Consider the following 23580-nt stretch of genomic DNA (forward strand, 5'->3'; position numbering starts at 1 on the left):
GCGGGCAGCGTAGGCTTCGCGCGCCATGACCGAACTGCGCAACGTCGCCGCCGATCTCGCCCGCTTCAGGCGTCGCGTGCTGGTGATCGGCCTGGTCGTGCTGGTGGCCTTCGGGCTGCTGTGCGCGAGGCTCTTCTTCCTGCAGGTAGTGCGGCACGATGACCTGGCCGAACAGGCCGAGAGCAACCGCACGGCGGTGGTGCCCGTGGTGCCGAACCGCGGCCTGATCCTGGACCGCAATGGCATCGTGCTGGCCTCCAACTATTCGGCGTACACGCTGGAGATCACGCCGTCCAAGGCCGGGAACCTGGAGGACACCATCGACAGCCTGGGCGAGGTGGTGGAGGTCTCGCAGCGCGACCGCCGCCGCTTCAAGCGCCTGCGCGAAGACTCGCGCAGCTTCGACTCGATCCCGATCCGCACCCGCCTGAGCGACGAGGAAGTCGCCCGCTTCGCGGCCCAGCGCTACCGTTTTCCCGGTGTCGAGATCAAGGCGCGGCTGTTCCGCAACTATCCCAATGGCGAGCTCGCCTCCCACGTGCTCGGCTATATCGGCCGCATCAACCAGCGCGAGAAGGCGGCGATGGAGGAGTGGAGCGAGGAAGACCAGGCCAACTACAAGGGCACCGACTACATCGGCAAGCTGGGAATCGAGCAGAGCTACGAGAAGACGCTGCACGGGCAGACCGGTGTCGAGCAGATGGAAACCTCGGCCGGCGGCCGCGCGGTGCGCCGCCTCGGCAGCCATCCGGCGACGCCGGGCAACACGGTCAAGCTCTCGCTCGACATCAAGCTGCAGAAGCTGATCGAGGACATGTTCGGCGAGCGTCGCGGCGCCCTGGTCGCGATCGACCCCAGCACCGGCGAGATCCTGGCCTTCGTCTCCAAGCCCACTTTCGACCCGAACCTGTTCGTCGAGGGCATCGACACCGAGAGTTGGCAGGCGCTCAACGAGTCGATCGACAAGCCGCTGCTGAACCGGGCGCTGCGCGGCACCTACCCGCCGGGGTCCACCTACAAGCCTTTCATGGCGATGGCCGCGCTGCAGCTCAACAAGCGCGCGCCCAACGTGGTCGTCAGCGATCCTGGCTTCTACACCTTCGGCGGCCACACCTTCCGAAGCCACGAGGGCGGCCTGGGCGGCGTGGACATGCACCGTGCCATCCAGATGTCGAGCAACACGTACTTCTATTCGCTCGCCGTCGAGATGGGCGTGGACGCCATCCACGACTTCATGAAGCCGCTGGGCTTCGGCCAGATCACCGGCATCGACCTCCAGGGCGAGGTGCGCGGCCTGCTGCCCAGCACGACCTGGAAGCGAGAGGCCTACAAGCGTCCCGAGATGAAGAAGTGGTATCCGGGCGAGACCGTCTCCCTGGGCATCGGCCAGGGCTACAACAGCTTCACCATGCTGCAGCTCGCGGTGGCCGAGGCCATCTTGGCCAACGGCGGCATCAAGCATCGCCCGCACCTGGTGAAGGCCATCAAGGACACGGTCACCGGCGAGGTGAACGAGCTCCCGCAGCCGCCGGGGGAGAGCCTCGGCTACCAACGCAAGCATGTGGACCTGGTGCGTAACGCGCTGGTGGCAGTGAACAAGGGCGGTACCGGCACGCGCGTCTTCGCGGGCGCGCCCTACAGCTCGGCCGGCAAGACCGGCACCGCCCAGGCGGTGGCGTGGGGCCAGAACACCAAGTACAACGCCAAGGCGCTGGAGGAGCACCAGCGCGACCACTCGCTGTTCGCGGCCTTCGCGCCGGCCGAGGCGCCGAAGATCGCGGTCGCGATCATCGTGGAGAACGCGGGCTTCGGCGCCGCGGCGGCCGCACCCATCGTGCGCCGGGTGTTCGACTACTGGCTGGCCGACCAGTACCCCAACGAACAGGACCTGGCGGCGGTGCAGGTCGGCAAGGCCTCCGCGCCGTTGGGCAAGCCGCGGGTGGCGAGCGAGTTGCCCTGGCCCATCGTGAGCGGCGCCGCGACGGCTCCCTGAACATCGCCGCGCGTCGGGAAACAAAGAGACTTCGTCGCCGCCACGGCGCAAGTGGCGCAGTCGGCGGCGCGCGCCCCAGATGGAGGCGCTCTGCGCGCTTGTTGGTGCGGGCGCGCGGCGGACGCCGGCCCGATGCCGGTCGATCGGCAAAAAGAAAAGGCGCCGACCAGCGGCGCCTTGTCAAAAAGCCGGCATCTCGTGCGGATGCCTTGTCTGAAGCCTGTTCTAGTTCTTCTCCAAGTGTCTCCTCGGTCCCCCGCGCTGCGGGGCAGGCCCGTTTGCGAGTGGCGAGACTTTAGGCGTACGCACCGTGCCAGTGCATCGGGGAATACCCGCCACTGCGCAACAAGTGGAAACAAGGAGGGCCTCTCAACCGCCTTCGGTCGCGCGAATCCAGCTTGCCGCCTTCTCCGCGATCATCAGCGTGGGGCTGTTGGTGTTGCCGCTGGTGATGGTGGGCATCACGCCGGCATCGACCACCCGCAGGCCCGCAATGCCGCGCACCCGCAACCGCGAATCGAGCACGGCCATCGGATCGCCATCGGCACCCATCCGGGTGGTGCCCACCGGATGGAAGATGGTGGTCGCGATGTCGCCGGCCAGCCGCGCCAGCTCCTCGTCGCTCTGGTACTCGGGGCCGGGCTTCCACTCCTCGGGCCGGTACTTCGCCAGCGCGGGCTGTGCCACGATGCGGCGCGTCACGCGCAGCGAGTCGGCGGCCACCTTGCGGTCTTCCTCTGTGCTCAGGTAGCAGGGGGCGATCGCCGGCGCATCCGAGAAGCGGTGGCTCTTGATCTGCACCGTGCCGCGGCTGGTCGGGTTCAGGTTGCACACGCTCGCGGTGAAGGCAGGGAAGCTGTGCAGCGGCTCGCCGAATGCATCGAGCGAGAGCGGCTGCACGTGGTATTCGAGGTTGGGCCATGCGTGCTCGGGCCCACTGCGGGTGAAGGCGCCGAGCTGCGAGGGGGCCATGCTCATCGGACCGCTGCGCTTCAGCAGGTATTCGAAGCCGATCTTCGCCTTGCCGTAGTAGGAGGAAGCCAGCACGTTGAGCGTAGGTGCGTCCTTGACCTTGTAGACCGCGCGGATCTGCAGATGGTCCTGCAGGTTGGCGCCCACGCCCGGCGCGTCGAGCGCCACTTCGATGCCGTGCCGGCGCAGCAACTCGGCCGGTCCGATGCCCGAAAGCTGCAGGATCTGGGGCGAGCCGATGCTGCCGGCGCACAGGATCACCTCGCGGGTCGCGTGGGCCAGGACCATCTCGTGGCCGTCCCAGACCTGCACGCCGCTGCAATGTCGCCGGCCGTCCGATTGGGTATCGAGCAGCAGGCGGGAGACCTGTGCGCCGGTCCACAGCTCGAAGTTTGGCCGGCCGTAGCAGGTGGGCCGCAGGAAGGCCTTGGCGGTGTTCCAGCGCCAGCCGCTCTTCTGGTTGACCTGGAAGTAGCCCACGCCTTCGTTGCTGCCGCGGTTGAAGTCGGTCGAATGCGGGATGCCGGCCTGCTCTGCGGCCTGGGCGAAAGCGTCCAGGATGTCCCAGCGCAGGCGCTGGCGCTCGACCCGCCACTCGCCGCCGGCGCCGTGCATCTCGTCGGCGCCCAGGTAGTAGTCCTCGTGCTGCTTGAAGGCGGGCAGCACCTCGTCCCAGCGCCAGGTGTCGTCTCCGGTGAGCTGCGCCCACTGGTCGTAGTCGCGCGACTGGCCGCGCATGTAGATCATGCCGTTGATGGAGGAAGAGCCGCCCAGCGTCTTGCCGCGCGGATAGCGCAGGCTGCGGCCGTTGAGGCCGGCGTCCGGCTCGGTCGTGTAGAGCCAGTCGGTGCGGGGGTTGCCGATGCAGTAGAGATAGCCCACCGGGATGTGGATCCAGTGGTAGTCGTCCTTGCGGCCCGCCTCGATCAGCAGCACGCGGCGGTTCCGGTCGGCGCTCAGGCGGTTGGCCATCAGCGCGCCGGCGGTGCCGGCGCCGACGATGATGTAGTCGAAGGTGGTGTCGTCGTTCATTGGCATCGGCCATTGTGGCAAAGGCCCGGGCATTGCGCGACCGCCTACGCTCCCGCGCGTGGAAAGGGCACGGGACTGTCAAGTGCGGCGGTTACGATGTCGCGATCTCCGTTCTTCAGAAACGCCCATCCTCCATGTCGACTGTCCCGCTGCCGACCGCCGCCGCGCAACACGCCGACAGCCTGCGCCCCCGCGTCGAGCGGCGCGACGAGGCCGGCGGCCGGTGGGCGGTTGCCAGCGGCTGCTGGACGGCGATGGCGATGTCCTCGCAGGCCACCTGGAACGCGCTCGAGAAAAATCTGCAGGGCCTGCCGCCGCAGGACGACCGGGCCTGGGACCTGCGCCCCATCGAACAGCTCGATCACATCGGGGCCCAACTGCTGTGGAACCACTGGCGCCGCGCCTGGCCGGCACGGCTGGAAATGGAGTCGCAGCACAAGGCAGTGCTTGACCAGGTGGCGCGATATACCTGCAGTCCGCCGGCCGAGACCGGCAAGACGCTGGCCGAGTACCTGCGCGCACTGGCTCACATCGGCCCGCGCGTCCTGTTCGTCGCGCGCGATTTCCTGCGGCTGATCGGCCAGCTCACGCTCGACGTCGGCCGCTTGCTGCGTGCGCCGCACCGTGCGCCATGGCGCGATTTCTCGGGCCACCTCTATCACTTCGGCGCGACCGCGCTGCCGATCACCGCGCTGGTTGGCCTGCTGATCGGCGTGGTGCTGGCCTACCTGACCTCCCAGCAACTGCGCCAGTACGGCGGCGAGGCCTTCATCGTCAACATACTCGGCCTCTCGCTGATACGCGAGCTGGGCCCGGTGCTCGCCGCGGTGCTGATCGCGGGGCGCTCGGGCTCGGCCATCACCGCGCAGATCGGGGTGATGCGGGTGACCGAGGAGCTTGACGCCATGCGGGTGATGGGCATCCCTCACGGCTTTCGCCTGGTCATGCCGCGGGTGCTGGCGCTGGCCATTGCCATGCCGCTGATCAGCATGTGGACCTCGATGGCGGCACTGTTCGGCGGCATGATCGCGGCCGACCTCACGCTCGACATCGGGCCGGCATACTTCATGACGGCGCTGCCGCGGGCGGTGCCGCTGAGCAACCTCTGGCTGGCGTTGGGCAAGTCCGCCGTGTTCGGCGTGCTGATTGCGCTGATCGCCTGCTACTTCGGCATGAAGGTCAAGCCCAACACCGAGAGCCTGGGGCGCGGCACCACGTCTTCCGTCGTGGCCTCGATCACGGTGGTGATCCTGGTCGATGCGCTGTTCGCGGTCCTGTTCAAGGGTGTGGGGTTCAGGACATGAGCAACGGCCACAGCGACGGCGAGGCGCCCGCGGTCGTCGAGATCCGCAAGCTCTGGACCGTCTTCAAGTCTCCCGAGGGCGAGCAGGTGGTGCACCGCGACCTCGACCTCACGATCCGGCGTGGCGAAGTGCTCTCGCTGGTCGGCGGTTCGGGGACGGGCAAGACCGTGCTGCTGCGCCAGATCCTCGGGCTCGAGACGCCCTCGAAGGGCGAGGTCTCGGTGCTCGGCCATCCGCCCGGGCGGATGAGCGCGACGGGCGCCGCCAACGTCGGCATGCTGTTCCAGCACGGCGCGCTGTTCTCCGCCTTCAGCGTGCTCGACAACATCGCCTTCCCGCTGCGCGAGCTCAAGCTGCTGCCGGAGGACCTCATCCGCGATGCCGCACTGGTGAAGCTGCAGATGGTCGGCCTCGAGCCACAGCAGGCCACCAAGAGCCCGGCGGACCTCTCGGGCGGCATGATCAAGCGGGTGGCGCTGGCGCGCGCGCTGATCATGGACCCCCCGCTGCTCCTCCTCGACGAGCCGACCGCAGGGCTGGACCCCGAGAGCGCCGACGGCTTCTGCGACCTGCTGCGCAGCCTGCACCGCGAACTGGGGCTGACGGTGGTCATGGTCACGCACGACCTCGACACGCTGTTCGACCTCAGCACCCGCATCGCGGTGCTGGCCGACCAGCGCGTGATCGTCGCCGGAACGGCGCGCGACGTGATCGCGTATCCGCATCCCTTCATCCACGAATACTTCCTCGGCGGCCGCGGCCAGCGCGCCATGGAGGCCCTGCACGAAGGCGCGCCCTCGCCGCTCGTCGCGGGGCGCCCCGGCGCGCGCGCGGTCCCATCCACTGAAAGGTAGCTGCCATGGAAAACAAGGCCCACGCCCTCGCCGCCGGTGCCTTCGTGATCGGCCTGGTCGCTGCGCTGGTCGCGCTGGTGGTCTGGCTCACGCGCGATAACACGGTGCGCAACACCTACGAACTTTCCACGCGCGACGCGGTGAGCGGCCTCCAGCCGCAGGCCATGGTGCGCTACCGGGGCATCGCGGTTGGCAAGGTGTCCTTGATCGACTTCGACCCCAAGGTCAAGGGCAATGTGCGGGTGCGCATCACGGTCGACCAGCGGGTGCCGCTCACCACCTCGAGCTATGCCACCCTGGCCTACCAGGGCGTGACCGGCCTGGCCTTCATCGCGCTGGACGACAAGGGAGAATCGCAGACGCCGCTGACGCCCAACGACGACGACCCGCCGCGCATCCCGCTCAGGCCCTCGGTGCTGGCCCAGCTCCAGGATCGTGGCGAGGCCATCATCAACCAGGTCGAGGAGGTGACGAAGCGCGCCAACGTCCTGCTGGGCGACTCGAACCAGAAGCGCATCGCCGACGCATTGGAGAGCATCGCGCAGGCCACGGCCAGCGCCAACCAGCTCACGCGATCGCTCGACAACACGGTCAAGAACGGGCTCAACCCGGCGCTGGCGGCGCTGCCGCCGCTGATCGAGCGGACCAAGGACACGATGGGCACGGTGAAAACGGCGGCCACGGACGTCTCGCGCGTGGCCAACAACGCCAACACCACGGTGACTCGCCTGAACGCCAAGGACGGCCCTGTCGAGCGCCTGAGCGACGGCACCCGGGCGCTGGCGCAGGCGGTCGACTCCTTCAATGCCGCCACCTTGCCGCGCGTGAACCGCGTCGCCGACGACACCTCGCGCGCGGTGCGCCGGCTGGGCCGGACGGCCGACAGCATCAACGACAACCCGCAATCGCTGCTCTTCGGCAATGGCGGCGTGGTGGCGGGGCCGGGCGAGCCCGGTTTCTCTGCGCCGCCCGCGCGCCCCTGACCGTGACGAACATGAAGAACAACGCCCACCCGCACACCCGAGCGCCTGCCCGGCGCCTTCCGATTCTTGCCGTGCTTGCAGCAGGCGCCGCGCTGCTCGCGTCGGGCTGCGGCGCGCTGCCGGACAAGCCCGCCCGGGCGACGCTCTACGATTTCGGACCCAACGTCGCGGCGGCCGCGGCGGCGGCACCGGCATCGGCGAACCCTTCTGCCCTGCCGCCGATCTCGCTGGCCGAGATCGACGCCAGCACCCGGCTCGAAGGCACGCAGTTGCTCTACCGCCTGGGCTACGCCGACGCCAACGAGCTGCGGCCCTATGGCCAGGCGCGCTGGAGCCTGGCACCGGCGCAACTGCTGCATCAGCGGCTGCGCGATGCGCTGGCTGCGCGCCGTACCGTGCTGGGTCCGGAGGAGAGCGCGACCATCGCACGGGCTGAAGGTCGGGTGCCGGACACCTTGCGGGTATCGCTGGACGAATTCAGCCACTACTTCGAGTCACCGGCCACGAGCGTGGGCCTGGTGCGGCTGCGCGCCACGCTGATCCGCAGCGGCAGCGGCGGCGATCGCGTGCTGGCGCAGCGCAGCTTCGCGGTGCAACGGCCGGCGCCGAGTGCCGACGCGGCTGGCGGGGTGAAGGGCCTGGCGGCGGCGAGCGATGCGGCGGTGGCCGAGCTCGTGGCCTGGGTGGACCAGCCGCGCTGAGGCAGGCCGGCCATGCACCGCATCGGCCTGATCTCCGACACGCACGGACTGTTGCGGCCCGAGGCGCTGGACTTCCTGCAGGGCTGCGAGCACATCGTGCACGGCGGCGACATCGGCGATCCGCGCATCCTCGAGCAACTGGCGGCGCTTGCGCCGGTGACGGCGGTGCGCGGCAACAATGACCGGGGTGCCTGGGCCGACGCCGTGCCCGACACGGCGCGGGCGGAGCTGCGGGGGTTGCGGCTCCATGTGATCCACGACATCGCCGAGCTGGCGATCGATCCGGCGGCAGAGGGGGTGCGCGTGGTGGTGTGCGGCCATTCGCACCGGCCCTTGGCCGAGGAGCGCGCAGGCGTCTGGTATGTCAACCCCGGCAGCGCGGGTCCGCCGCGCTTCCGGTTGCCGATCTGTGCGGCGGAACTGCGCGTGGACGATGGCGTCGTCACGCCGCGCATCGTCGAGCTGGTGAAGCGCTGAGCGCTCAGCGCGTCCGGCCCAGCGCCGGGAACAGCGTGGACAGTCCGTCGGCCATCACCTCTACCGCCAATGCGGCAAGGATCAGGCCCATGAGCCGCGTCATAACATTGATGCCGGTCTTGCCGAGCACGCGCGCGATCGGGTCGGCCAGGGAGAAGATGACGCCGGTCACCGCGCCGATCACCATGCCGTAGCCCACCAGGAGCGCGAGCTCCCAGATGTGCTGCGTCTTGTCGGCGTAGATCACGACGGTCGACATGGTGGCCGGTCCCGTCAGCAGCGGGATGGTGAGCGGCACCACGGCGATCGACGCGCCCAGCGAGGCCTTGATCTCCGTGGCCCGGATTTCCTCCTGGTTGGTCTTGGCCTCCGCCGGCTGGGCGTTCAGCATGCTGAGCGAGCTGATCAGCAGCAGCATGCCGCCGCCCACCTGGAAGCTCGCGATCGAGATGCCGAAGAAGGCCAGCAGCTGCAGCCCGAGCAGCGCGCTGATCGCGATGACCACGAAGGCGCTGAAGGCCGACACCCAGGCCGTGCGCTTGCGCTGTGCCTCCGTGTACCCCTGCGTGTAGTGGATGAAGAACGGCACGATCGCCAGCGGATTGACGATGGCCAGCAGCGTGATCAGCGGCTTGACCAGGTCCATGGCGGGGGTGGCCATCACCTTCCCCCGGTGACGTCCATGAAGGTGCCGGTGACGTAACTCGCTTCCTCGCTGAGAAGCCACACGATGCCGTTGGCGACCTCCTGAGCACTGCCCGTGCGCTTCATCGGCACGGTGGAGGCGAGCTGGAAGGCGCGATCGGGCATGCCGCCCGAGGCATGGATCTCGGTGTCGATGAGGCCTGGGCGCACGGCGTTGACCCGGATGCCTTCCTCCGCGACTTCCTTGGCCAGGCCGATGGTGAAACTCTCGATCGCGCCCTTGCTGGCCGCATAGTCGACGTACTGGCCGGGCGAGCCCAGCCGTGCCGCCGCGCTGGAGAGGTTGACGATGGCGCCGCCGCTGCCGCCGTGTTTCGTGCTCATGCGGCGCACCGCCTCGCGCGCACAGAGGAAGCTGCCGATCACGTTGACGCGGAACATCCGCTCGAGCCGCTCGAGGCTCATGCCGTCTACCCTCGCCTGCACGTCGACCACGCCGGCGTTGTTGACCAGCGCGCCGAGGCGGCCGAACTTGGCGTCGAGCTTCTCGAACATCGCCTTGACTTGTGCCTCGTCGCCCACATCGGCCTGCACGCTGATGGCGCGGCCGCCGCGCCCCCGGATCGTGCGGACCACCTCGTCGGCGGCCAGCGAATTGCTGGCATAGTTGACGGCCACCGCGAAGCCGCGTTGCGCCGCGAGCAGGGCGGTGGCGGCGCCGATGCCGCGGCTGCCGCCGGTGATCAAGAGTACCTGGTCCAAATCCCGCCTCCTGCACGAAAGCCGTGCCTCAGTTAAAACGTCCGGGGCAATTACATCATCGAGGAGAGGCTTGTGACCCGCAGCGTCGACTACTACTTCACACCCCAGAGCCCCTGGACCTACCTGGGCCATGCGCGCTTCGCCGCGCTTGCCAAGGCGGCCGCCGCCACCGTGCGCGTGCGACCCGTCGATTTCGGCGCCATCTTCCCCGTGTCCGGCGGCCTGCCGCTCGGCAAGCGCGCCCCGCAGCGCCAAGCCTACCGGCTGGTCGACCTGGCGCGCTTCTCGCGGCACCTGGACATCCCGCTCAACCCGACGCCGAAGTTCTTCCCGGTCGCGGGCGACGACGCCGCCAAGCTCATCATCGCGGTCGATCTGCACGACGGCTGCGAGGCAGCGATGAAACTGTGCGGCGCAATATTCGCCGCGGTCTGGGCCCAGGAGCGCAACATCGCGGACCCGAAGGTGCTGGAGGCGCTGGCCGCCGAATGCAGTCTGCCTGCCAAGCGCGCCGAGCAGTCGCTCAGCCAGGCCGTGCAGGAGCGCTACGAGGACTACACGCAGCAGGCGATCGACGCCAAGGTCTTCGGCGCGCCCAGCTACGTGATCGACGGCGAGATCTTCTGGGGCCAGGACAGGCTGGATTTCGTCGCCCGCGCATTGAACGCGCAATGAACAGCAACCCCTCTCACTATCACAGGAGCATGACCATGGGCCAATTCATCGATCTCACCGCCAAGGATGGCTTCAGCTTTCCCGCGTACGTGGCGGAGCCCTCGGGCAAGCCGAAGGGCGCCGTGGTGGTCGTGCAGGAGATCTTCGGCGTCAACTCGCACATCCGTTCGGTGGCCGACGGCTACGCGGCCGATGGCTACCTTGCCGTCGCGCCGGCGACCTTCCACCGCGTCAAGCCCGGCGTCGAACTCGGCTACAGCGAGGAGGACATGAAGGCCGGCTTCGCGCTCAAGACCGCCGTCGACGCCTTGCCGGCGCCGGGCGTGCTGCAGGACCTCCAGGCCGCGGTCGAGTACGCGGCCCGTGGCGGCAAGGTGGGCATCGTCGGCTATTGCTGGGGCGGTCTCCTGACCTGGCGTGCCTCGGCGAAGGTGCAGGGCCTCTCGGCCGCGGTGCCCTACTACGGCGGCGGCATGACCACGCCGGAGGAAAGCGCGATCACGCCCAAGGTGCCGGTGCTGGCTCATTTCGGCAACAACGACCACTGGATCCCGCTGGACACCATCGAGGCCTTCAAGAAAGCCCACCCGGAGGTCGAGGTGCATGTCTATGAATCGGGCCACGGCTTCAACTGCGACCAGCGCGGCTCGTACAACGCCGAGGCCGCCAAGCTGGCGCGCGAGCGCACGCTGGCCTTCTTTGCCAGGCACCTCGGCTGATCGGTACCCCAGTGAGCCGCCGGTATCCGAGGGCTTGGGCGGCCGCCATGCTGGCAGCAGCCCTGTTCTCGAAGGGGCACGCGGCGGACTACGCCGGTCCCCTGTTCGACGCCCACCTGCACTACAACCAGGAGGCCTGGGACGGCAACACAGGCCCCTACCCGCCGGCCGAGGCGCTGGCGCGGATGCAGCGCAACGGCGTGAAGGCCATCATCGCCAACTCGCGGCCCAATGCAGGCACGCAGACGTTGGCTGCGGCGCGCGAAGCGCGCGAGGCCGGTGTCGCGGTGGTGCCCTTCGTGCGGCTCTATCGCAACCGCGAGGACTACGGCAACTGGTTTCGCGACGAGAGCATCTACGACATGGTGCAGTCCGAGCTCGCCCGCGGCACTGCCAGCGGCCCGTACCGTGGGCTGGGTGAGTTCCATCTTTACGACAGCGCGAACGCCAACGAGCCGGTGGCCCGCAAGCTGATCGTGCTGGCCGAACAGAAGAAGCTGGCGGTGCTTGCGCATGTCGACGATACGGCGATCGATCTTCTGATGGCCCACGCCCCTTCCAGGGGGCGGTCGCTGCGGCTGATCTGGGCGCATACCGGCATCGGCGGGCCGCCGGTGCAGCGCGTGCAGGCGCTGCTGGAGCGCTATCCGCTGCTGATGGGCGAGCTCTCGTACCGGCCGGGCCTGACCTGCGAAGGCGGCGCGCTCTGCCCCGAGTGGCGCGCCTTGATCCTCAAGTACCCCGACCGCTTCCTGGTCGGTTCCGACACCTGGGTCAACCAGCGCTGGAGCGCCTACGATGAGATCATGGGCGGCTACCGCCGTTGGCTCGGCGCGCTGCCGCCGGAGGTGGCGCAACGCATCGCCTGGGGCAACGCGGCGGCGCTGTTCGGGCTGCGATGAGCGCCAGCGCTCGAAGGATTCAAGCCACCGGTTGCCGCGCGTGCCTGGCCGCCTTGGCTGGCTTGGCCGGCTTGGCCGGCTTGACGGCCGTGGAAGAGGGCGGGGGCACCGGCCCCGCCGGCTCCTGCATCTTCCCGTGGGTCTCGAGGAAGTCCAGCAGGGCGCGCATCGCCGCGCTGTTGTGGCGGCGCTGCGCATAGGCGGCATAGAGCCACATGTCGCGCGGCATGTAGTCCTTGAGCACCGGTACCAGCGCGCCACGCTCGACGTGCGCCTGCGCCATCATCGCCGGCACGCAGATTGCGCCGAGGCCGGCGAGCGCGGCGGCGATCAGCGGCGCGGCATCGTTGGCGTCCATGCGGCTGTGCACCGGCACGGCATAGGGCTCGCCGTCGACCTCGAAGGGCAGCTGCGGCGGACCCTCTGTCAGCGAGTAGGTCAACACGTCGTGGCGCCGCATGTCGTCGGGTTTCTTCGGCAAGCCGCGCCGGGACCAATAGGCGGGGCTGGCGCACAGGACCAGCTCCATCTGCCGCAGGCGCCGCACGATCAGGTTCTCGTCGCGGATGCGGCCCAGTCGCAAGGCGATGTCCACGCCTTCCTCGACCAGGTCGATCACCCGGTTGCTCAGGTGCAGGCTTACATGGACATCGGGGTAGGTCTTCATGAACTCGCCCAGGACGCTGGGGAAGGCGCTCTGGGTGAAACCGTGCGGCGCGGTGATGCGCAGCCGTCCGCGTGGATGGCCCGCATGCTCCTGCAGTTCGTTCTGAGTCAGCTCGACCATTTCCATCAGCGGCTTGCTGCGCTCGAGAAGCAACTGGCCGGCGTCCGTCAGGCTGACCGAACGGGTGGAGCGGTTGAGCAGGCGCACGCCGAAGCGCTCCTCGAGCTGGGCGACGTACTTGCTGACGGTGGCTTTCGAGGTGCCGAGCACCTTGGCCGCGCGGGAGAAGCTGCCGCGCTCGGCAACTTCACGAAAGGCTTTCAGCAGGTCGAGACCGTCCATTGGGCTTTCATTATTTCAATGTCGTGAATGCGACCGGTCAACGTGCAGGGGTCTTGCATCGGTTTCGCTGCCCTGCTTGGTCGCGCAGAGGTCCATGCCATCGCTTTGCATTCTCGCTACCGCGCATGGTGGGAAGCGTCGCAGGATTGTTTCGATCCAGGAAACGCCGTGTCTCCTTTCCAGGTCGTTCCCCGAGGATGTTCGACAGGACACTTCCTCGCACAGGCCAGCCCTGCTGCGAGCCTGGTTTGAAGCCACCTCCGACGAATCAAGGACCTGAAATGAAGACCTCTCACATTCTCGCTGCCGCCGCGCTCTCCCTCCTCGCCGCGGCCGGTGCCCATGCAGAAACCTACCATGGCGTGGAAGCGCCGGTCTCCGCGCTGAGCCGCGCCGAAATCGAAGCCGAAGCCGCTCGCACGGCTGCCGCCCCCAATCAGAACGTGGTGCGCGGCTCGCGTGGCGCCGAGCCCTTCAAGTCGGTCGCCAATCCCGAGGCTGTGTATGCCCAGGCCGTCGCGACCGCCAACGCGCCGGACCAGAACGTGACCGGCGGCTCGCGCGTCAACAGCCGCGTGATCTCGACGATGCCGAACCGCGCCGGCACGCTGCAGCAGGCACAGAAGCAGGGCGCTCCCGCGGCCAAGTAGTCCGCCGGGCGCCGAAGGAAGACCGGGCAGCGCTCCAGGCGCTGCCCGGTCTTCCTTTTGCCTGCTGCTATTTGTTTCTCTCAAGAAAGCGTTTGCGCCAGAACACGAGCACCAGCAACAGCGCGACCGTGCCCATCGCCGCCATGGCAATCCAGAAACCGTCGGCCTTGTGCACCAGCGGCACGAACTCGAAGTTCATGCCGAAGATGCCGGCAATGAGGTTCAGCGGCAGGAATACCGCGGTGAGCACCGTGAGCACCCGCATGATGTCGTTGGTACGGTGGCTCTGCACGCTGAAATGCAGCTGCACCGCGGTCTCGGCGTTCTGCTCCAGCCGCCGCACGTGATGAACCACGCGCTGGATGTGCTCGAGCACGTCGCGGCTGCGCACCATGATCAGCTCTCGGTCGCGCGACTCTGCCGTTCCTTGGGGCTGGGGCAGGGTTTCGAGCGAGTCGATCCAATCCTGCACCGCGCCGCGCTGGTCTTCGCAGATCTCGTCCAGATGATGGAGCGATTGCCGCGCCTGCATCAGCGCGCTCCAGTTCATGAAGCGGCTGCGCGGATCGATCAGCTCGGCCTGCCAATGGTCTAGCTGCCGGGTCAGGTCGCGGCGCAGATCCAGGTAGGCATCCACGATCAGGTTGATGACGCGCAGCATCAGGTCGGCCGGACCGGCCGGCACGCGGGTGGAGACGGCGCGCACATCGAGCGCGGGAACTGCCGCGCCGCCACGCCCGTCGGGCGCCGCTGCGTTCAGCAGGCGCGCCGCGAAGGCGTCGCGCACCGAGCCGTCGTCCGGATGCACGGACAGCAGCATCCGATCGAACATGGCGAATCCGACCGGCCGCGTGTCGATGCGCCGCAGCACCGGCGGTCCGCCACGCGGCGGGCCGGCGTCTGCGCCTCCCGCGGCAGGGCCGTTGGTGGCCGCGAGCCGGCGAAACACCAGCACGTCGTACTGCGACGTGAAGTCGTAACGGGACGGCAACTGATCGTTGAGAAGGTCCGCGACATGGAGGTCTACCAGGTGCGTGCCGCAGAGGGACTGCAGGATGCCCTGCACCTCGGCCAGCGCGCTGCGGAACTCATCGCGTGTGAGCGACAGCCACAGATAGCCCGCGCAGGCGCCAGGCGTGCCCAGCGGAGCCAGCGTGGGATGCTCGGTGACGCGAGAGCCGTCGATCTCGAAGATGCGCATGCGTGCGGTGCTGCTGTTGTTCTACCGGCTCCCGGGTGCGCCCCGAGTCAGCGTTTCGGCAGCAGCCGCGCGGCGTCGAGCGCGAAATAGGTGAGTACGCCGTCGGCGCCGGCGCGCTTGAAGGCCAGCAAGCTCTCGAGCATCACGGCGTCGTGGTCCAGCCATCCGTTCTGCGCTGCAGCCTTGAGCATCGCGTATTCGCCGCTGACCTGGTAGGCGAAGGTGGGCACGTGGAATTCGTCCTTCACCCGGCGCACGATGTCCAGGTAGGGCATGCCCGGCTTCACCATCACCATGTCGGCGCCTTCCGCGATGTCGATGCCCACCTCGCGCAGCGCCTCGTCGCTGTTGCCCGGATCCATCTGGTAGACCTTCTTGTCGCTCTTGCCGAGGTTGGCGGCCGAGCCCACTGCATCACGGAAAGGGCCATAGAAGGCGCTCGCATATTTGGCGCTGTAGGCCATGATCCGGGTGTGGACCCGACCGGCCGACTCGAGAGCGCCACGGATCGCGCCGATGCGGCCGTCCATCATGTCGCTGGGTGCCACGATGTCCACGCCGGCCTCGGCCTGCACAAGCGCCTGCCTGACCAGAACCTCGACAGTCGGGTCGTTCAGGATGTAGCCGCTTTCGTCGAGCAGGCCGTCCTGGCCATGGCTGGTGTAGGGGTCCAGCGCGACGTCGGTCATCACGCCGAGTTCGGGGAAGCGCGACTTGAGCGCCGCCACAACGCGCGGCACCAGGCCCTCGGGGTTGAAGGCCTCGTCGCCGGCCGGGGTCTTGAGGCCAGCGTCGATCACCGGGAACAGCGCCATGACCGGAATGCCCAGCGAGAGGCATTGCTCGGCCACGGGCAGCAGCAAGTCCAGGCTGAGCCGCTCGACTCCGGGCATCGACGGTACAGCGTCACGCCGCTTTTCGCCCTCCTGCACGAACACCGGATAAATCAGGTCGTAAACACTGAGCGAGTGCTCACGTACCAAGTTGCGCGTGAAGGTGTCTCGGCGCAGCCGGCGGGGGCGGCCCGACGGGAAGGGGGCGTTGAGGGTCATGACGAAAATTGTGCCCCAAGTGCGTAGGAGCCACGGCGGGCGCTCATACTGCTCAATTTCGTAATACTTTTAAACTACTACAACTGCGAAAAATGGGAAGAAGATTAGAACTCGCTTGATCGCAGGTAATGCCTTTGCTAAATTCCGCGGTGGGCGGCTTGCCGCTCCCCGCTTTTCCTCCCTGAGCGGGTGCCTTGATGTGTGACAGCAAAAGGGCTTCCCAGCCCGGCGTTTTGGCGCCGGGCTTTTTTTTGCTCCGGCGATGGCCTGGCTGCGAAAGTGGGCCCACTAAACTGCCGGCATGCTCTGGGTCAAATCGCTGCACATCGTCTTCGTCGCCAGTTGGTTCGCGGGACTGTTCTATCTGCCGCGCATCTTCGTGAACCTGGCCATGGTCGCGCCGGAGTCGGTGGCGGAGCGGGCCCGGCTGGTCCTGATGGCTCGCAAGCTGTTGCGCTTCACCACCTTCCTGGCCGTGCCGGCGATCGGCTTCGGCCTCTGGCTCTGGTTGGGCTACGGCATCGGGCGTGGTCCTGGCAACAGCTGGATGCATGCGAAGCTGGCGTTGGTGCTGGGGGTCATCGCCTACCACCATGGGTGCGGGGTGGTGCTGCGCAGGTTCGTGGCAGGCCAGAACCGGCGCAGCGAGCGCTGGCACCGCTGGTTCAACGAGGTGCCGGTGCTGTTGCTGCTGGCGATCGTGGTGCTGGTCGTGGTCAAGCCTTTCTGAGCGGTGGCCACGCAGCAACACAAGTCCGCAGCCCTGCCCCTGGCACTCGCCTATGCAGCGCTGATCGTCTACGCGAGTCTCTACCCCTTTGCCGACTGGCGCGACCAGGGGATTGCCCCCTGGTCTTACCTCGCTGCGCCCTGGCCCAGGTACTGGACGGGGTTCGACTTCGGCATCAACGTGGCCGGCTACATGCCGCTTGGCGTCCTGATGGTGATTGCCATGCTGCGCACGCAGCCCGGACTGGGGGCGGTGCGTGCGGTGCTGGGCGCGACGCTGATCGGCGCCGCCATCGCCTTTGTCATGGAAACGCTGCAGAGCTACCTGCCGGCGCGCATTCCGTCCAACGTGGATCTCGGTCTCAACAGCCTGGGCGCGCTGGCGGGCGCGGTGCTGGCGGCGGCGCTCGAGCGTCTGGGGGCGGTGGCGCACTGGCACCGCACCCGCTCGAACTGGTTCATCGAGGACTCGCGCGGCGCGCTGGTGCTGCTGGCGCTGTGGCCGCTGGCGCTGCTGTTCCCTGCCGCGGTCACCTTCGGACTCGGCCAGGTGTTCGAACGTCTCGAGGGGGCCATCTCCGAATGGCTGCTGGACACGCCCTTCATCGACTGGATGCCGGTGCGCCAGTTCGAACTGGAGCCGCTGGTCCCGGGCGTCGAGCTCCTGTGCGTCGCACTTGGCGCACTGGTGCCTTGCCTGCTGGGCTTCCTGGTGACGCGGTCCGTCACGCGCCGGGCCATGCTGCTGCCGCTGGTGCTGCTCAGCGGAGTGGCGGCTTCCGCCCTGTCGGCGGCCCTGAGCTATGGACCCGAGCATGCCTGGGCCTGGCTCAGCCTCCCGGTGCAGGTCGGCATCGCGGCGGCCTTCTTCCTGGGCGTACTGCTGCTGCCCGCGCCGCGCCGCCTGTGCGCGGGGCTGCTGCTGGTCGCGCTCGTGGTCCATCTGAGCCTGCTCAACCAGGCACCGGAGAGCGCCTACTTCGCCCAGACTTTGGCGACCTGGGAGCAGGGACGGTTCATTCGCTTCCACGGGCTGGCGCAGTGGCTGGGCTGGCTCTGGCCTTTCGCCACGCTGCTATACGTGCTGGCCGCCTTGTCGCGCCGGGCGCGCGCCTAGGCTCTTGCGGCACGCGGGCCGTGCACGCTCAATAGAATGTGCCGATGTCCACCTCCAGCACGGCGCCGCCGCGCGGCTACTACGGCCGCCACATCTTCTTTTGCCTGAACGAACGCAAGAACGGCGAGGATTCCTGCTCGCAGCACAACGCGCAGCAGGGCTTCGACCGCTGCAAGGCGCGCGTCAAGGAAGCGGGGCTGTCGGGGCCCGGCAAGGTGCGGGTCAACAAGGCCGGTTGCCTCGACCGCTGCGCCGGCGGGCCCGTGGCGGTGGTCTACCCGGAAGCCGTCTGGTACACCTTCGTCGACCAGCAGGACATCGACGAGATCGTCGATTCGCATCTGCGCGACGGCAAGGTGGTCGAGCGCTTGCTACTGCCGCCGGACGTAGGGCGTTGAGACCCATGAATTCGCAGACCGAAAAGATCCAGCTCCAGGGCGCGGCCGGCGCGATCGCCGCGTTGCGCGATGCTGCGGCCGAGGGCGTTGCGCCCCGCGGCGTCGCCGTGATCGCGCATCCGCATCCGCTCTTCGGCGGCACCATGGACAACAAGGTGGTGCAGACGCTGGCGCGCGCTTTCGTCGCCTGCGGCTGGACCGCGGTGCGCTTCAATTTCCGCGGCGTCGACGGCAGCGAGGGCGTGCACGACGAGGGACGCGGCGAGCGCGAGGACATGCTTCAGGTGATCGAGCAGGTGGCGCCGGAGGGGCCGCTGGCCATCGCCGGCTTTTCCTTCGGGGCCTTCGTTGCGAGCTGTGCGGCCGAGTCGCTGTGGGCAAGGCGGGACATCCGCCAACTGGTGCTGGTGGGCACCGCCGCCGCGCGCTTCTCGGTGGCGACGCTGCCGGCCGAGGCGCACGAGCGCACGCTGGTCGTGCACGGCGAGCAGGACGACACCGTTCCGCTGGCTGCCGTGCTGGATTGGGCGCGACCGCAGTCACTTCCTGTTACGGTCGTTCCCGGGGGCGGCCATTTCTTTCACGGACAATTGCCGCTGCTCAAAGGTCTGGTCGTCCGCCATCTGCGCGCGGGCTAGTGTTCGTTTCTCTTCGCATCTCCATGAATCGTCTTCTCGGCGCGCTGCGCGCCTTCGCAGCGGCCGCGGCCGCATCCTTCTGCCTGATCGCCGCGGCCCAGGTGCCGCAACCTCCGGAAGTCGCTGCGCGCAGCTACCTGCTGCTGGACGTGACGGCGAACCAGATACTGGCGCAGAAGGACGTCGACACGCCAGTCGAACCGGCCTCGCTCACCAAGCTGATGTCCGCCTACCTTGTCTTCGACGCGCTCAAGGCCAGGAAGATCACCTTGCAGCAGACACTGCCGGTCAGCACCCGCGCCTGGAAGATGCCCGGCTCCCGCATGTTCATCGACCCGAAGATGCAGGTGCCGGTCGAGGACCTGATCAAAGGGTTGATCGTGCAGTCGGGCAACGACGCCACTGTCGCGCTGGCCGAGGGCGTGGGCGGCACGGTGGAGCATTTCGTAGAGCTCATGAACGACCAGGCCAAGGCACTGGGCATGAAGAACACCAGCTACAAGAACCCCGAGGGCCTGACAGCAGCGGGCCATACGACCACGGCACGCGACCTGAGCATCCTGGCGACGCGGCTGATGCGCGACTTCCCCGAGTATGTGCACTACTACTCGATCAAGAAGTACCGCTACCCCGGGACCCCCTCGACCAACGACACCAATCGCAACCTGCTGCTGTTCCGCGACCCGACGGTCGATGGCCTGAAGACTGGCCATACGGATGCGGCGGGCTATTGCATGATCGTCACCTCCAGGCGCGACTTCCCCAACCTCGCCGGTGGCCGGCGCCTGCTGACTATCGTGCTCGGCGCGGCAAGCGAGAATGCTCGAGCCAACGAATCGCAGAAGCTGCTGAACTGGGGCTATACCGCATACGACGCGGTCCGCCTGTTCGACGCCAACCAGCCGGTCGCCACGCCGCCGGTCTGGAAGGGCAGGGAGAACACCGTCAAGCTCGGCCGCGCCGAGCCGATCGTGGTGGCGGTGCCGGCGGGCTCTGCAGGTAAGATCAAGACGCAAGTGGCGCGGCCCGATCCCCTGGTCGCTCCCTTCGCCCGCAACCAGCCGATCGGTTCACTCAAGATCACGCTGGCTGACCAGCCGGTCGCCGACGTACCGCTGGTTGCGCTCGAGCCGGTGGAGCAGGCCGGCGTCTTGGGCCGAGCCTGGGACGCCATTCGCCTTTGGATCAAGTAAAGCTCGTCCTCGGGGCGCTTCTTCTCCAGTCAGCCGCGGCGGCCACCTAAATGGGGCGGTCCACGAAGTGGGCAGGCCTGGGTGAGTGTTATACTCGCGGGCTTTTCGGAAATTTCCGAAGGGTTTCACGTTTTCGTCATCTCTCGGTTGCCTCATGTCACGGTGAGGGCCTCGACCGGGGTGTTTTGGGACTTATTCATTCATGCCAACCATCAATCAACTGGTGCGTCAGGGTCGCGAGGTCGAAAAGATCAAGTCGAAGAGCCCTGCCATGCAGAACTCGCCGCAACGACGCGGTGTCTGCACCCGGGTCTACACCACGACCCCCAAGAAGCCGAACTCGGCGCTGCGCAAGGTCGCCAAGGTGCGCCTGACCAACGGCTTCGAAGTCATTTCCTACATCGGCGGTGAAGGCCACAATCTCCAGGAGCACAGCGTGGTGCTGGTTCGCGGCGGCCGTGTCAAGGATCTGCCCGGTGTGCGCTACCACATCGTGCGTGGCTCGCTGGACCTGCAGGGTGTGAAGGATCGCAAGCAGTCGCGTTCCAAGTACGGCGCGAAGCGTCCCAAGAAGGCTTGATCCTTCGAGTGTTCAATCGGTGTTCGGCGCGCCTGGCGGTTGCGCCGAACGAAGTGACCCGCTGTCGGGTCGAGTAAGTGAGAGCTCCCGTCAGTTCTCGCGGTGTCTCTGAAAGAGGCGCCAACTGAAGCAAAGAGGTTAGAGAAATGCCACGTCGTCGCGAAGTCCCCAAACGTGAAATTCTGCCGGATCCCAAGTACGGCAATGTCGAGCTGTCCAAATTCATGAACGTGATCATGGAAGGCGGCAAGAAGGCTGTGGCCGAGCGCATCATTTACGGTGCCCTCGATCAAATCGAGAAGAGGAACCCGGGCAAGGACCCGCTTGAGGCCTTCACCATCGCCATCAACAACGTCAAGCCGATGGTCGAAGTGAAGTCGCGTCGCGTCGGCGGCGCGAACTACCAAGTGCCTGTGGAAGTGCGTCCGGTGCGCCGCCTTGCGCTGTCGATGCGCTGGATCAAGGAGGCCGCGCGCAAGCGCGGCGAGAAGTCGATGGCCCTGCGCCTGGCCAACGAGCTCATGGAAGCCACGGAAGGTCGTGGTGGCGCCATGAAAAAGCGCGACGAAGTGCACCGCATGGCAGAGGCCAACAAGGCTTTCAGCCACTTCCGCTTCTAAGAAGACCGCCCTCAACAAGAGCATTGGCTGGAAGCCCGACCCACCGTGTGGTGGGCGGGCTTTCATCCGTTAATGGAGTAATTTCATGTCCCGCAAGACCCCCATCGAGCGCTACCGCAACATCGGTATCTCTGCGCACATCGACGCCGGCAAGACGACCACCACCGAGCGCATCCTGTTTTACACCGGTGTGAATCACAAGATCGGTGAGGTGCACGACGGCGCCGCCACGATGGACTGGATGGAGCAGGAGCAAGAGCGCGGCATCACCATCACCTCGGCTGCCACCACCTGCTTCTGGAAAGGCATGGCGCAGAACTTCCCCGAGCACCGCATCAACATCATCGACACCCCTGGGCACGTGGACTTCACCATCGAAGTGGAGCGCTCGATGCGAGTGCTCGACGGTGCGGTGATGGTCTATGACGCCGTCGGCGGCGTGCAGCCCCAGTCGGAAACCGTCTGGCGCCAGGCCAACAAGTACAAGGTGCCCCGTCTCGCGTTCGTCAATAAGATGGACCGCACCGGAGCCAACTTCTTGCGCGTTCGCCAGATGATGATAGACCGCCTGAAGGCCAACCCGGTCGTGATCCAGATCCCGATCGGCGCGGAAGACAAGTTCCGCGGCATTGTCGACCTGGTGAAGATGAAGGCCATCATCTGGGACGAGGACAAGGGCGTGACCTTCACCTATGGTGAGATCCCGGCCGACCTGGTCGATGTCTGCAAGGAATACCACGAGAAGCTCGTGGAAGCCGCTGCCGAATCCAGCGAAGAGCTGATGAACAAGTACCTCGAAGGCGAGACGCTTTCCGAGGAGGAAATCAAGAAGGCCATCCGCCAGCGCACCATCGCCGGCGAGATCCAGCCGATGCTGTGCGGCTCGGCGTTCAAGAACAAGGGCGTGCAGGCCATGCTCGACGCCGTCATCGAATACATGCCTGCGCCGACCGACATTCCCCCGGTGGCCGGCACCGACGAAGACGAAGCACCAGTGGTGCGCAAGGCCGACGACGAAGAGAAGTTCTCGGCCCTCGCGTTCAAGCTGATGACCGACCCCTTCGTGGGCCAGCTGACCTTCGTGCGGGTGTACTCTGGCGTGCTGTCCAAGGGCGACAGCGTCTACAACCCGGTTCGCGGCAAGAAGGAGCGCATCGGCCGTATCGTGCAGATGCACGCCAACAATCGCGAAGAAGTAAGCGAAATCCGCGCCGGCGACATCGCCGCGTGCGTGGGCCTGAAGGAAGTGACCACTGGCGAAACCCTGTGCGATCCGAGCGCTATCGTCATGCTCGAGCGCATGGTGTTCCCCGAGTCGGTGATCTCGCAGGCCGTCGAGCCCAAGACCAAGGCGGACCAGGAAAAGATGGGCATCGCCCTGCAGCGTCTCGCCCAGGAAGACCCGTCGTTCCGCGTCAAGACCGACGAGGAATCGGGCCAGACCATCATCTCTGGCATGGGCGAACTGCACCTCGAAATCATCGTGGACCGCATGAAGCGCGAGTTCGGTGTGGAAGCCAACGTCGGCAAGCCGCAAGTGGCGTACCGCGAGACCATCCGCAAGACCGTCGAGGAGGCCGAAGGGAAGTTCGTGCGCCAGTCGGGCGGCAAGGGCCAGTACGGCCATGTCGTGCTCAAGATCGAACCGCAGGAAGCCGGCAAGGGCTTCGAGTTCGTCGACGCCATCAAGGGCGGCGTGGTGCCGCGCGAGTACATTCCCGCGGTGGAAAAGGGCGTGCAGGAAGCGCTGACGCAAGGCGTGCTGGCCGGTTATCCGGTCGTGGACGTCAAGGTCACGCTGCACTTCGGTTCGTACCATGATGTGGACTCGAACGAAATGGCGTTCAAGATGGCCGCCATCTTTGGTTTCAAGGAAGGTGCCCGCAAAGCCAGCCCCGTGATCCTCGAGCCGATGATGGCTGTGGAAGTCGAGACGCCTGAAGACTACGCCGGCAACGTGATGGGTGACCTGTCCTCCCGCCGCGGCATGGTCCAGGGCATGGAAGACATGGTTGGCGGTGGCAAGGCCATCAAGGCCGAAGTTCCGCTGTCGGAGATGTTCGGCTACTCGACCACGCTGCGCTCGATGTCGCAAGGCCGCGCCACCTACACGATGGAATTCAAGCAGTACGCGGAAGCTCCGCGAAACGTTGCCGAAGCCATCGTCGCTGCGCGCACCAAGTAAACGTGGGCCCCGAACAATGGGCGGCTTGGTCGTCCTTGTTCTTCCCAGTTCTGTCTGCGATCTTGTGCCCTTCGTTGCCCGTGGCGGAGGAACCAGCAACAAGGTGCAGACGTAAAACCAACACACGGGCCTGCTCTTTCAAGGATTGAAAAATGGCAAAAGGAAAATTCACCCGCACGAAGCCGCACG

Annotated in this window: 24 protein-coding genes; 18 read left to right on the forward strand and 6 right to left on the reverse strand. The window is 66.9% G+C overall.

Annotated features, from left to right (window positions below; all coding sequences use genetic code 11):
- The first annotated feature begins 25 nt into the window (after window positions 1–25).
- The gene (mrdA, locus tag APY03_RS08970; protein ID WP_068675959.1) at window positions 26–1993 is read left to right on the forward strand and encodes a penicillin-binding protein 2; all 1968 of its coding nucleotides are present in this window, start codon (window positions 26–28) and stop codon (window positions 1991–1993) included.
- 369 nt (window positions 1994–2362) lie between these two features.
- Here the strand turns inward: mrdA and APY03_RS08975 are convergent, their stop codons facing one another.
- Window positions 2363–3997 carry a GMC family oxidoreductase gene (locus APY03_RS08975; protein ID WP_068675961.1) on the reverse strand — a complete coding sequence of 545 codons (1635 nt, stop codon included), beginning with the start codon at window positions 3995–3997 and terminating at the stop codon, window positions 2363–2365.
- Window positions 3998–4131: 134 nt separating this feature from the next.
- On the opposite strand from APY03_RS08975, the gene APY03_RS08980 reads away from it, so the two are divergent.
- The 5 genes from APY03_RS08980 to APY03_RS09000 are packed head-to-tail and all read left to right on the forward strand — an operon-like array spanning window position 4132 to window position 8316.
- Window positions 4132–5301, forward strand: a complete 1170-nt coding sequence (locus APY03_RS08980) for an MlaE family ABC transporter permease (protein WP_068675963.1) — start codon at window positions 4132–4134, stop codon at window positions 5299–5301.
- Entirely contained in the window at window positions 5298–6155 is an 858-nt protein-coding gene (locus tag APY03_RS08985) for an ABC transporter ATP-binding protein (protein WP_068675965.1), read from the forward strand. Before APY03_RS08980 ends, APY03_RS08985 begins: the two co-directional genes overlap by 4 nt.
- 5 nt (window positions 6156–6160) lie before the next feature.
- Complete coding sequence (locus APY03_RS08990; protein ID WP_068675967.1) at window positions 6161–7138, forward strand: MlaD family protein; 978 nt, start codon at window positions 6161–6163, stop codon at window positions 7136–7138.
- A gap of 11 nt (window positions 7139–7149) precedes the next feature.
- Window positions 7150–7839: an ABC-type transport auxiliary lipoprotein family protein gene (locus APY03_RS08995; protein WP_068675969.1), complete on the forward strand. Its 690-nt coding sequence runs from the start codon at window positions 7150–7152 to the stop codon at window positions 7837–7839.
- Window positions 7840–7851: 12 nt separating this feature from the next.
- Window positions 7852–8316, forward strand: a complete 465-nt coding sequence (locus tag APY03_RS09000; RefSeq protein WP_068675971.1) for a metallophosphoesterase family protein — start codon at window positions 7852–7854, stop codon at window positions 8314–8316.
- Window positions 8317–8320: 4 nt separating this feature from the next.
- Here the strand turns inward: APY03_RS09000 and APY03_RS09005 are convergent, their stop codons facing one another.
- Window positions 8321–8977 carry a MarC family protein gene (locus APY03_RS09005; protein WP_068675973.1) on the reverse strand — a complete coding sequence of 219 codons (657 nt, stop codon included), beginning with the start codon at window positions 8975–8977 and terminating at the stop codon, window positions 8321–8323.
- The gene (locus APY03_RS09010) at window positions 8977–9723 is read right to left on the reverse strand and encodes an SDR family oxidoreductase (protein ID WP_068675975.1); all 747 of its coding nucleotides are present in this window, start codon (window positions 9721–9723) and stop codon (window positions 8977–8979) included. Before APY03_RS09010 ends, APY03_RS09005 begins: the two co-directional genes overlap by 1 nt.
- Window positions 9724–9795: 72 nt before the next feature.
- Here APY03_RS09010 and APY03_RS09015 point away from each other — a divergent pair, with 72 nt between their 5' ends.
- The 3 genes from APY03_RS09015 to APY03_RS09025 are packed head-to-tail and all read left to right on the forward strand — an operon-like array spanning window position 9796 to window position 12019.
- Complete coding sequence (locus APY03_RS09015; RefSeq protein WP_068675977.1) at window positions 9796–10398, forward strand: 2-hydroxychromene-2-carboxylate isomerase; 603 nt, start codon at window positions 9796–9798, stop codon at window positions 10396–10398.
- A gap of 35 nt (window positions 10399–10433) precedes the next feature.
- Entirely contained in the window at window positions 10434–11117 is a 684-nt protein-coding gene (locus APY03_RS09020; RefSeq protein WP_068676006.1) for a dienelactone hydrolase family protein, read from the forward strand.
- A 47-nt stretch (window positions 11118–11164) separates the two neighbouring features.
- Window positions 11165–12019 carry an amidohydrolase family protein gene (locus tag APY03_RS09025; RefSeq protein WP_068675979.1) on the forward strand — a complete coding sequence of 285 codons (855 nt, stop codon included), beginning with the start codon at window positions 11165–11167 and terminating at the stop codon, window positions 12017–12019.
- A 19-nt stretch (window positions 12020–12038) separates the two neighbouring features.
- On the opposite strand, the gene APY03_RS09030 is transcribed toward APY03_RS09025, so the two are convergent.
- Complete coding sequence (locus APY03_RS09030) at window positions 12039–13028, reverse strand: LysR family transcriptional regulator (RefSeq protein ID WP_068675981.1); 990 nt, start codon at window positions 13026–13028, stop codon at window positions 12039–12041.
- A 281-nt stretch (window positions 13029–13309) separates the two neighbouring features.
- Between APY03_RS09030 and APY03_RS09035 the strand changes: the two genes are divergently transcribed.
- On the forward strand, window positions 13310–13678 hold the full coding sequence (locus APY03_RS09035; RefSeq protein WP_068675983.1) for a DUF4148 domain-containing protein: 369 nt from the start codon (window positions 13310–13312) through the stop codon (window positions 13676–13678).
- 67 nt (window positions 13679–13745) lie between these two features.
- On the opposite strand, the gene APY03_RS09040 is transcribed toward APY03_RS09035, so the two are convergent.
- Window positions 13746–14879, reverse strand: a complete 1134-nt coding sequence (locus APY03_RS09040; protein ID WP_068675985.1) for a magnesium transporter CorA family protein — start codon at window positions 14877–14879, stop codon at window positions 13746–13748.
- A gap of 47 nt (window positions 14880–14926) precedes the next feature.
- Entirely contained in the window at window positions 14927–15931 is a 1005-nt protein-coding gene (gene hemB / locus APY03_RS09045; RefSeq protein ID WP_068675987.1) for a porphobilinogen synthase, read from the reverse strand.
- Window positions 15932–16232: 301 nt separating this feature from the next.
- Here hemB and APY03_RS09050 point away from each other — a divergent pair, with 301 nt between their 5' ends.
- The 8 genes from APY03_RS09050 to fusA all read left to right on the forward strand — a co-directional run bounded on the left by APY03_RS09050 (window position 16233) and on the right by fusA (window position 23391).
- Window positions 16233–16661 (forward strand): CopD family protein, encoded by a 429-nt coding sequence (locus tag APY03_RS09050; protein ID WP_068675989.1) that lies wholly within the window; start codon window positions 16233–16235, stop codon window positions 16659–16661.
- 3 nt (window positions 16662–16664) lie between these two features.
- Complete coding sequence (locus tag APY03_RS09055) at window positions 16665–17777, forward strand: VanZ family protein (protein WP_068675991.1); 1113 nt, start codon at window positions 16665–16667, stop codon at window positions 17775–17777.
- Window positions 17778–17821: 44 nt separating this feature from the next.
- Window positions 17822–18175 carry a (2Fe-2S) ferredoxin domain-containing protein gene (locus APY03_RS09060; RefSeq protein WP_068675993.1) on the forward strand — a complete coding sequence of 118 codons (354 nt, stop codon included), beginning with the start codon at window positions 17822–17824 and terminating at the stop codon, window positions 18173–18175.
- A gap of 5 nt (window positions 18176–18180) precedes the next feature.
- Window positions 18181–18813 (forward strand): alpha/beta hydrolase, encoded by a 633-nt coding sequence (locus APY03_RS09065; RefSeq protein WP_068675994.1) that lies wholly within the window; start codon window positions 18181–18183, stop codon window positions 18811–18813.
- A gap of 23 nt (window positions 18814–18836) precedes the next feature.
- Window positions 18837–20006: a D-alanyl-D-alanine carboxypeptidase family protein gene (locus APY03_RS09070; RefSeq protein WP_068676008.1), complete on the forward strand. Its 1170-nt coding sequence runs from the start codon at window positions 18837–18839 to the stop codon at window positions 20004–20006.
- 202 nt (window positions 20007–20208) lie between these two features.
- Window positions 20209–20586, forward strand: coding sequence for a 30S ribosomal protein S12 (gene rpsL, locus APY03_RS09075; protein WP_028249584.1), 378 nt, complete (start codon window positions 20209–20211; stop codon window positions 20584–20586).
- Window positions 20587–20732: 146 nt separating this feature from the next.
- A complete protein-coding gene (rpsG, locus tag APY03_RS09080) occupies window positions 20733–21206 on the forward strand; it encodes a 30S ribosomal protein S7 (RefSeq protein WP_068675996.1) in 474 nt (157 codons plus the stop codon).
- Between the two features lie 85 nt (window positions 21207–21291).
- Window positions 21292–23391: an elongation factor G gene (gene fusA / locus APY03_RS09085; protein ID WP_068675998.1), complete on the forward strand. Its 2100-nt coding sequence runs from the start codon at window positions 21292–21294 to the stop codon at window positions 23389–23391.
- Window positions 23392–23580 lie beyond the last annotated feature (189 nt).

Origin of the sequence: Variovorax sp. WDL1, from assembly GCF_001541225.1 — a bacterium.
In the GTDB taxonomy this organism is placed as follows: Bacteria; Pseudomonadota; Gammaproteobacteria; order Burkholderiales; family Burkholderiaceae_C; genus Variovorax.